Annotated in this window: 11 protein-coding genes; 2 read left to right on the top strand and 9 right to left on the bottom strand. The window is 71.3% G+C overall.

The genetic code is table 11. The annotated features are described in order from the left end of the window. On the top strand, nucleotides 1–344 hold a 344-nt coding region (locus ACXR8F_RS11265), incomplete at its 5' end, for an HNH endonuclease signature motif containing protein (protein ID WP_458800479.1). 155 nt (nucleotides 345–499) lie between these two features. Here the strand turns inward: ACXR8F_RS11265 and ACXR8F_RS11260 are convergent. The 7 genes from ACXR8F_RS11260 to ACXR8F_RS11230 all read right to left on the bottom strand — a co-directional run bounded on the left by ACXR8F_RS11260 (nucleotide 500) and on the right by ACXR8F_RS11230 (nucleotide 5,474). Continuing rightward, the gene (locus ACXR8F_RS11260) at nucleotides 500–910 is read right to left on the bottom strand and encodes a VOC family protein (RefSeq protein WP_458800477.1); all 411 of its coding nucleotides are present in this window, start codon (nucleotides 908–910) and stop codon (nucleotides 500–502) included. Between the two features lie 253 nt (nucleotides 911–1,163). After that, nucleotides 1,164–1,754: a GNAT family protein gene (locus ACXR8F_RS11255; protein ID WP_458800476.1), complete on the bottom strand. Its 591-nt coding sequence runs from the start codon at nucleotides 1,752–1,754 to the stop codon at nucleotides 1,164–1,166. Nucleotides 1,755–1,817: 63 nt separating this feature from the next. Beyond that, nucleotides 1,818–3,686, bottom strand: a complete 1,869-nt coding sequence (dxs, locus tag ACXR8F_RS11250) for a 1-deoxy-D-xylulose-5-phosphate synthase (protein ID WP_045192491.1) — start codon at nucleotides 3,684–3,686, stop codon at nucleotides 1,818–1,820. Nucleotides 3,687–3,794: 108 nt separating this feature from the next. Next, a complete protein-coding gene (locus ACXR8F_RS11245) occupies nucleotides 3,795–4,172 on the bottom strand; it encodes a CoA-binding protein (RefSeq protein ID WP_458800473.1) in 378 nt (125 codons plus the stop codon). Nucleotides 4,173–4,417: 245 nt separating this feature from the next. Next, nucleotides 4,418–4,720, bottom strand: coding sequence for an SRPBCC family protein (locus tag ACXR8F_RS11240; protein WP_458800471.1), 303 nt, complete (start codon nucleotides 4,718–4,720; stop codon nucleotides 4,418–4,420). After that, entirely contained in the window at nucleotides 4,717–5,052 is a 336-nt protein-coding gene (locus tag ACXR8F_RS11235) for an ArsR/SmtB family transcription factor (RefSeq protein WP_458800470.1), read from the bottom strand. The genes ACXR8F_RS11240 and ACXR8F_RS11235 overlap by 4 nt, the downstream gene beginning before the upstream one ends. Before the next feature lie 44 nt (nucleotides 5,053–5,096). Continuing rightward, a complete protein-coding gene (locus tag ACXR8F_RS11230; protein WP_458800468.1) occupies nucleotides 5,097–5,474 on the bottom strand; it encodes a hypothetical protein in 378 nt (125 codons plus the stop codon). A gap of 31 nt (nucleotides 5,475–5,505) precedes the next feature. On the opposite strand from ACXR8F_RS11230, the gene ACXR8F_RS11225 reads away from it, so the two are divergent. Continuing rightward, entirely contained in the window at nucleotides 5,506–6,282 is a 777-nt protein-coding gene (locus ACXR8F_RS11225; protein WP_458800466.1) for a VOC family protein, read from the top strand. A gap of 3 nt (nucleotides 6,283–6,285) precedes the next feature. Here ACXR8F_RS11225 and ACXR8F_RS11220 read toward each other — a convergent pair whose 3' ends face one another. Both ACXR8F_RS11220 and ACXR8F_RS11215 read right to left on the bottom strand, forming a co-directional pair. Beyond that, the gene (locus ACXR8F_RS11220) at nucleotides 6,286–7,584 is read right to left on the bottom strand and encodes a peptidase C39 family protein (RefSeq protein ID WP_458800464.1); all 1,299 of its coding nucleotides are present in this window, start codon (nucleotides 7,582–7,584) and stop codon (nucleotides 6,286–6,288) included. Nucleotides 7,585–7,703: 119 nt separating this feature from the next. Beyond that, complete coding sequence (locus ACXR8F_RS11215; protein WP_458800463.1) at nucleotides 7,704–8,849, bottom strand: peptidase C39 family protein; 1,146 nt, start codon at nucleotides 8,847–8,849, stop codon at nucleotides 7,704–7,706. Nucleotides 8,850–8,907: the final 58 nt, after the last annotated feature.

Below are 8,907 nucleotides of genomic sequence, written 5' to 3'. Positions count from 1 at the left end.
TCCCCGGCTGCCCCACCGCCACCACCGGCCACCTCGAGATCCACCACCTCACCCACTGGCGCGACGGCGGACCCACCGACCTGGCCAACCTGCTCGCCCTGTGCCCCTTCCACCACGACGGACACCACCGCGGCGAGCTCACCATCACCGGCGACCCCACCCGACCCGACGGCCTGACCTTCACCACCCAGCACGGCCTGCACATCGGGCCACCCCAACCACCACCGAGACCCAGACCCCGACCGAGACGAGAACCACGCCCACGCCCACGCCTCGGACGGCGCTACCCCGCCCCCACCGGCGGCACCCTCCACCTGCACCTCGTCGACCTCACCCCCACCTGATCGGAGCCACGGTGCGGCGGGCGCGACGGATAGGGCGGCGAACAGGACTCGCGGCGACGCCGGCCGGCGCCTACCGCCGCAGGCCGGCCCACGTTCCCGAAGACGACGGAGCGGTTCACGGCGCGATGTCCTCGCCGTTGCACGTCGGGGCGGCGCTACCGGCGCTCGGGCCAGACGGGGCCCTGGTCGGTCCAGGTGACGCCCTTGTTGCGGCAGAGGCAGAACGGGTGGCCGACGGGGTCGGTGTAGACGCGCCAGCCGTAGCCGTCGGCCCCGATGGAGTCCTGCCGCCGGGTCGCGCCCAAGGCGAGGATGCGGCGCTCTTCGCCGTCGACGTCGTCGACCTCGAAGTCGAGATGGAACTGCTTGGGGTGCGCACCGTCGGGCCACTGCGGAGCGCGGTAGTCCTCCACCCGGGTGAAGGCCAGCTCGATGTCGCCGAACTGGATGCCGGCCCAGTGTTCGTCGCTGCCCTCCTTGACCGGTCTCCCGGTCACCTGGGCGTAGAACGCGGCCAGCGTCATCGTGTCGGGGCAGTCGATGATGAAGTCGGTGAGTCGCAGCACCGGCCGATCTTCCCAGCACCGAGGCCGCTTCGCTCATCGACCCCGACGGGCGACCGACGCCGAGACCGACGACGGCGCGCTGCCCAGCGGGCTGCTTCGTTCGCGGCGGCAGCCACACCGGCGGCCGCCGTCAGGGCGGTGAGGAGCAGGTCCCCCTTGTGGTGGTCGCGTAGTCGCACGCTTGTACGTGCCCGTCGCGGCGAGTCGTAAACATCTCGGGTGCGGCATGACGCCGTCACGTCACGGGTCCCGTTCAGGAGGGGTCGACGATTTTCACCATGACGCAGTTCTTGAGGCCCTTGGGCCGGTCGTAGGTGAAACCGAGCCGCTCGTAGAGCCGACGGGTGCCGTTGTAGAGGAACGACGACGACATCTTCTTGGTCTGGTCGGTCAGGTCGTGGGGATAGCTCTCGACCCGGCCGCCGCCGGCCTCGGCGATCAGGTCGAGCGCGCCGTTGATGGCCAGCTCCGTCACCCCCTGGCGCCGGTGACGTCGGTCGACGAAGACGCAGGTGATCCGGTAGTCAGGGTCTGCCGTCTTCGTCGCGTCGTACTGCTTGAGGTGGTGGAGGGTGGGCAGCTCCGCCGGAGTGCCGTACTCGGCCCACGCGATGGCCTCGTCGCCGTCCATCACCAGGGCAGCGTGGGCCCCACCCTTCTCGACGTAGGCCTTCTTCAGTGCCCGGTTGGCCTCAGCGCCCTGTCCGCGTTCGGGTCCGTCGGGGTGGAACCAGATGCACCAGCAACCCCCGAAGATGCCGTGGTGGCGCTGCACGAGCGCGTCGAACGCCGGCCAGGTCTCGGGGCTGAGTGGAACGACGGTGTAGGACGACTCGGCTGCCATGCGGCACCCTAACCCGCGCCAGGCGTGTGCAGACGGTCGACGGTGGTGGGGTGTGAATTCCTGTCAGCGCAGTCGGGGCTCGAGGTCGGCGACGACCTGGTCGGCGGTGAGGCCGAGCTCCTCGAGGATCTGGCCGCGGGACGCGTGGTCGAGGAACTGCTTCGGTATGCCGTAGGTGTGGACCGGCGCGTCGACGCCGGCTGCGCCCAGGGCGAGGGTGATGGCGGAGCCGACGCCCCCGCTGACGAGATTGTCCTCGATGACCGCGACCGCGCCTGCGTGGCGGGCGAGCTCGACGAGGTCGTCGCTGACGGGCAGCACCCAGCGCGGGTCCACGACGCGCACGTCGCGACCGTGCGCGGCCACCTTCTCGCCGGCCTCGATCGCGAGGGAGGCGAAGGCGCCGACACCGACGACGAGCAGGTCGACGTCCTTACCGGAGTTCTCGAAGAGCACGTCGACGTCGCCACTGGTGCGCACGGCCGTGAGCGGGTCGGCGACGTCACCCTTCGGGAAGCGGATCACGGTCGGGGCGTCGGAGACGTCGAGGGCCTCGCGCAGCTGGCGCTTGACCTGCTCGCCGTCGCGCGGGGCCGCGAGGCGCAGGCCCGGCACGATCGAGGTGAGGGTCATGTCCCACATGCCGTTGTGCGAGGCTCCGTCGCTCCCGGTCACGCCGGCCCGGTCGAGGATGAAGGTGACGCCGGCCTTGTGCAGCGCGCAGTCCATGAGCAGCTGGTCGAAGGCGCGGTTGAGGAACGTCGCGTAGACGGCCACGACCGGGTGCAGACCGGAGTACGCGAGCCCGCTGGCCATGGTGACCGCGTGCTGCTCGGCGATGCCGACGTCGAAGACGCGGTCGGGGTAGGCGGCGGCGAAGCCGTCGAGCCCGACGGGGATGAGCATCGCGGCGGTGAGCGCGACGACGTCGGGGCGCTCGGCCCCGATCGCCACCATCTCTTCGTTGAACTCGTCGGTCCAGATGCGGCCCGACACCTCGAAGGGCAGTCCCGTCTCGGGGTTGAACTTGCCGACGCCGTGGAACTGGTCGGCCTCGTCGTCGATGGCGGGCTGGTAGCCGCGCCCCTTCTGGGTGATGACGTGGACGATGACCGGGCCGCCGAAGTCCTTGGCCTTGCGCAGCGCCCGCTCGACGGCCTGCTCGTCGTGCCCATCGACCGGGCCGATGTACTTCAGGCCGAGGTCCTCGAACATGCCCTGCGGCGCGACGATGTCCTTGATGCCCTTCTTGACGCCGTGCAGCGTCTCGAACATGGCCCCACCGACCACGGGGGTCTTCGCGAGCGACCGCTTGCCCCAGTCGAGGAAGCGCTCGTAGCCACGAGTGGTGCGCAGGGTGGCGAGGTGGTCGGCGAGACCGCCGATGGTGGGCGCGTACGAACGCTCGTTGTCGTTGACGACGATCGTGAGGGGCAGCGTCTTGTCGACCGCGATGTTGTTGATCGCCTCCCATGCCATGCCGCCGGTGAGGGCACCGTCGCCGATGACGGCGACGGTGTGCCTTCCGGTCTCACCGCGCAGCCGGCGGCCCTTCGCGATGCCGTCGGCCCACGACAGGGCCGTGGACGCGTGCGAGTTCTCGACGACGTCGTGCTCGGACTCCGCGCGGCTGGGGTAGCCGGACAGTCCGCCCTGCTTCTTCAGCTTGCTGAAGTCGTGCCTGCCGGTCAGCAGCTTGTGCACGTAGGACTGGTGACCCGTGTCGAAGACGATCGTGTCGCGCGGCGAGTCGAAGACGCGGTGCAGGGCGATGGTCAGCTCGACGACGCCGAGGTTGGGGCCGAGGTGGCCGCCCGTCTTGGACACTTCGGTGACGAGGAAGGTGCGGATCTCCTCAGCCAGTGCGGGCAGCTGGGTCGCCGGCAGCGCCTTGAGCGCTGCAGGGCTCGTGATCGTCTCCAGCAGGGCCACGCTGCGTCGTCCTCTCGGGTGTTCGGTGAAGTCGATCGAGTCTACGGGTCGACGGGACGGGCCTCCCACACGCGCACGCACACCACTGTCACGACCGTCACACGACCATCACTTCCGCGCCTCCCTGGCGGCGTCGACGATGTAGGGCTCCGTGACGAGCTGCACGCCGGCGTCTGCCGCCAGTCGTGCGCGCTCTCCGGCCTCCTGGTCGTCGAGGTGGACCCCACGGGGGTCCTTGCCACCGTGCTCGTCGACACCCGACTGGTGCCACAGCACGCGGGCCCCGAGCGCCTGCGCCTCCTCGAGCAGACGCGGCATCTCCTCGATGGGTCGGTGGCTGTAGATGACGTCGGCGCTCTGCGGCAGCGTCCCGGCCTTCTGGGTGTCGGGCCGGCCGTCGACGAGCCTCGTCACGTAGAGGTCGTCGGGGTCGGGGCCTCCCTGGTAGGTGACGTCGAGGCCGGCAGCGACCAGCTCGTCGGGCACCTCCTGCGAGGGCAGGTGTGGAGCACCACGGTCTGGGCGGCGCGCAGGATCTCGGCAGGTGTGGTCATGACGGATCAGCTCCTCTGGTGGGGGATCCCGCCCTCGTGGGCGGAGCTTCTGGGTCGGCAACCGTCGCGCACCACGGCACGAGCCAGCCGATGACGTTGGGCCAGAAGAGGAAGGCGCGTTCGCCTCCCTCGCGCAGGTACTGGTGCACGGCGACCGTGGTCCCGGCGAGGCCGTCCTCATCGATCGCCTCGAACGTCACGACGGTGCGGGAGTCGTCGACGACGCCGTTCCCAGCAGACCCGCCGACCGGGCTCCCAGTCGGTGACCCGCGCGATGACGAGCTCACCGTCCGCGTACCGCTCGAGCACTCGACCACCGACCCCGGGCTCGACGTGCATCGTCGGGCTGCGGCCCGCGTCGAAGTAGTTGATCGGCCCGGGCACCCACCACGACGAGATCTCGGCCGTGAACGCCTCGAACGCGCGGACGGGCGGCACCGACACCTGCACCGTCGCTCGCGCCTCCGGCCGCGCGGTCATGAGTGCAGGTCGCCCGCCCCGAGGTGCGCCTTGAACGCAGCCAGCTGCTCACCCCATAGCGCCTGCACCTGGTCCATCCAGGCCCGCGCGGCGACGAGACCGTCGCCGTGGAGCGAGAAGATGCGGCGCCGCGCGTCCTCGGGGTCTCGCTGGTCGACGACGAGCCCTGCCTCCTGCAGGGTGCGAAGGTGGCGGCTCATCACGGACGGGGAGACCTCGGCCAGCCGGGCGAGGTCGCCAGCAGCCCGGGGGCCGTGGGCCAGCGCCTCCACCGTGGACAGTCGGACCGGGTCGGCCAGGGCGGCGAACCGCCCCGCTGCTTCATTGCGCATCCCGGCAATATTTCACCGTTTTGGCAATTGTTCAACGGTTGCGGCTAGAGGCGCGGGGCGAAGACCTTGCCCTGCAGCGCCTCGTGGAGCAGCTTGACCGACCGGGACGCCGCCATGAGGCGGATGCCCTCCGCCTCGATCTGCCCGAGGATCTCGGTGAGCGCCTCGGCGGGCACGTGCGGTCCGATGGCCACCCGCGCCTCGCGCCAGGCGTCGCGCATCGCCACCACCTGGCCGTCGACGTGCCGGCCGGTCAGCCAGGCGAGCGCGATGGGGTGGCGCCGCCAGCCGGCATACGAGCGGTAGTCGGGTGGGCACTGGTCGAGCATCCAGAGGACGGCCCGGTCCTCCCACCCCGGCGTGTGCGCCGGGGGGACGCCGTGCGGCCACCCGGGCGGGGTGTGTCCGGTCGGCGTGGGCATGGTTCCAGTGTGCCTGTCCTACTCTTCGGCCATGACGACGGTCAGCTGGGTGACTGCCTTCCTCGACCTGCCGCCCCAGGTCCACGAGGCGGGCTCGCGCTTCTGGGCGGGGGTCACGGGGTATGCCGTCTCGCCGCCGCGTGGCGACGAAGGCGAGTTCGCGACGCTCGTCCCCCCGGACGGCGATCCCTTCCTCAAGCTCCAGCGCACCGGTGCCGGTGGTGGCACCCCGACGGGCCCGTCGGTGCACCTCGACCTGCATGTCGCATCGGCCACGGACGCAGCCGCTCGTTCCGAGTCCCTCGGCGCCACGGTCGTGCACCGCGAGCCCGACGCATACGTCGTCCTGCGCTCCCCCGGCGGGTTCACGTTCTGCTTCGTCCACGAGCAGCTCGCCACGCGCCCCGGGCCCACCCGCTGGCCGCACGCGCACGCGCACGAGCACGAGCACGAGCACGCGAGCATCGTCGACCAGGTGTGCCTCGACATCCCACCCGACGCGTACGAGGGTGAGTGCGCCTTCTGGTCGATGCTGACCGGATGGCCTCAGCGGACGTCACCGAGCCGCAAGGAGTTCCGTCATCTTGCTCGCCCCGACCACGTCCCGCTGCGCCTGCTGTTGCAGCGCCTCGACGCCGAGTCGGTGACCGTGACCGGTCACCTCGACCTCGCCTGCGACGACCGCCCCACCGAGGTGTCGCGACACGAGCTCCTGGGCGCGGTGGTCATCGCCGACCACGGCGGCGGCTGGACGACGCTGCGCGACCCGGCCGGCGCCCTGTACTGCGTCACCGACCGGGTCCCGTGACGGCTACCAGTTCGCCTCCGCAGGGGCCTGCGGGAGCGCCCGGCCGGCCGGGCGGATGACGTAGACGATGCCGCCGCTGTGCGGCACCCACACGTTCTCGAACTGCTCACGGTCGTAGGTCACCCGCACCTGGTCGTTGCTCGCGACGAGGTGCGACGCCGGGTCGTTGCAGACGACGTCACCGTCGGGGGTGAAGCCGACGATGACCATGAGGTGGCCGTTCGTGCCGTAGCCGGCGCCCGAGAGCTCGCCCTTCTTGAACGACACCGAAGCGACGAGCGGGATGCCTGCGGCGATGAACAGCTCCGCCTCGGCGAGGCTGCGCAGGCGCGTGACGAAACCGGTGAGGTCGCCTCGCGTGGCCGCGTACGCCGTGTTGAAGGGCCAGTTGCCCGCGCCGTCGTACGTGTAGTCGAAGACGTTGCGTGCGGTGAAGTCCACCTGTGCGTCGACGGGCGGGTCGACCCAGCCGGTCTCGGCCACGGACGGCCCCGCACCCCAGTAGTCGACGACCATCGACGTCGAGGTGGGCGAGCACCACGCCTCACCGCCGTTGTCCCACTGCGGGTAGTGCCCGACGTGCACCTCCTGGGAGTACGCGGGCACGTCGAGCACGGTGCCGCACGCAGGACCGTTCGCGCTGCGCGCGACCTTCTTCTCGTCGGGCAGCGCCGAGGCGAAGGCGCCGACGCTGGAGACCGACGGCGTGTCGATGGTGCCGTGCGGCCGCAGCAGCCGCACCTCGAGCTGCCAGTCGCTGAGGGCGTATCCGCTCCGTGTGGCAAGGGTGTCGGTGTAGACGGTGGCGACGGTGTCGCCCTGTCCCGAGACAGAGGTGCGGTGGATGCCGCCGCCGTCGGCGGGGTCCTTGGCGGCCCACTGGCCGAGCACGTAGTCCTTCGTCACGATCCCGCCGCTCGTGCCGCGCACCCTGATCTCGACCCAGGAGCCGCCCGGCGTCGACGCGTTCCACGACGCGACCAGCTCGGTGAGCGCGAAACCCGGAACCACCACCGGCGAGGTCCACGTCGCGACGTCGTAGAGCACCGGGGTCGTCGAGGTGGCGTGCGGGTCGACGTGCTCGACCGTGCGGTCGAACGGCCCGAAGACGAGCTCGGCGCCCGACCACGAGCGGTAGGCGACGTGCCGTGCGGACCCGGCATTCTTGGCCGCCGCCCGGGCCCGGGGAGCGCCCACCACTCCCCCGACGGAGGCGAGGGCGGCACCGGCCGCGGCTGTCGTGAGCAGCGCACGGCGGCTGGGCTGGAACGGGGTGACGGACACGGACGACCGACTGGGCATGGCACACCTTCCGGGAGAGGGGGGATCGCGTGGGCCAGTCAACACTCGCGGCGTCCGCCGTGGGGGCTTCGCGGAGGAAGATCTCGCATTCAGGACATTCCGCGCAGGAAAATGACGTGTCAGGCCCAGTTCGCCTCGGACGGAGCGGGCGGCAGGACAACCTCGGGTGGGTGCACGACGTAGGCGAGCCCGCCGTTGTCGCCGAGCCAGACGCGCTCGAACTGGTCGCGGCGGTAGACCCGGCGCACCTCGTCGTTGCTGGCGATCCGGCCGGAGTTCGGGTCGTTGGAGACGACGTCGCCGTCCGCGGTGAAGCCGACGATGGTGAGCAGGTGGCCGTTCGTGTCGTAGCCCGCACCGTCGAGCTCGTCCTCCCGGAAGGTCACCGAGACGACGAGCGGCACTCCGGCCGCGACGAAGGCCTCGGCCTCGGTGAGGTCGCGCAGCCGGGTGACGTACGCCCGGAGCCCACGGGCCCCGGCGTATGCCGCGTTGAACGCCCAGTTGCCCGCACCGCCGTACGCCCGGTCGAAGACCCGGCGCACGCCGTGGACGACCTCGGGGTCGGTGTCGTGCCCGACCCACGAAACCTCCTCGGCGGTGGGCGCCGCCCCCCAGTGCTCGAGCAGCATGGTCGTGGAAGTCGGCGAGCACCAGGACTGGCCGCCCCGGTCCCAGTCGGGGAAGGTGTCGACGTGCAACCGCTGCGAGCGCGGCGGCACGGGGACCTCGTGCCCGCGGCCGACCCCGGGTTCGCTCGTCGGCTCGTCGGCGGCGATGCACATGCGCTGCGCCGCCCCGGCCACCAGCCGGACCTCTGCCGCCTCCGCCGCTCGACCGGCCAGCGCGGTCAGGCGCAGCTGCCAGCGGTCGAAACCTCGACCCGGCGCCGAGAGCCACGTGTCGGTGGAGACCTGGCCCGCCTCGAGGTGCTGTCCGCGCACCGTCGTGCGCGTGATCGGCGACTCCCCCGCCGGGTCGTCGTCGGCCCAGCGCGCGAAGGTGAACCACGGCGTCCACCCGGAGTCGTCGGCCACCCGTCCCTCGACGTGGAGCCAGGTGCCGCGCGGCGTGCGCGCGTTCCAGGAAGGAATGAGCTCCGTTGCGGCGAAAGGCAGCTCGACGACCGGCGACTCCCAGGTGCGCGCAGAGTACGTGACCTCAGGGGCACCGTCGACGTGGGTATCCGCGTAGGTGAGGTCGGCTGCAGGGCTCCAGTCGAAGCCCGACTCCCACACGGTCAGGACTGCGTGTCGCTCGCTCACCGGACGAGCATGCCATCCGGCCGGACGCGGCGGCGCGTCGGGGCCGACGGCGACGGGC

The sequence above is a fragment of the Terrabacter sp. AAH1 genome (assembly GCF_054456855.1).
The sequence above is the reverse complement of the archived record's forward strand: the minus strand, read 5'-3'. Positions and strand labels throughout refer to the sequence as shown.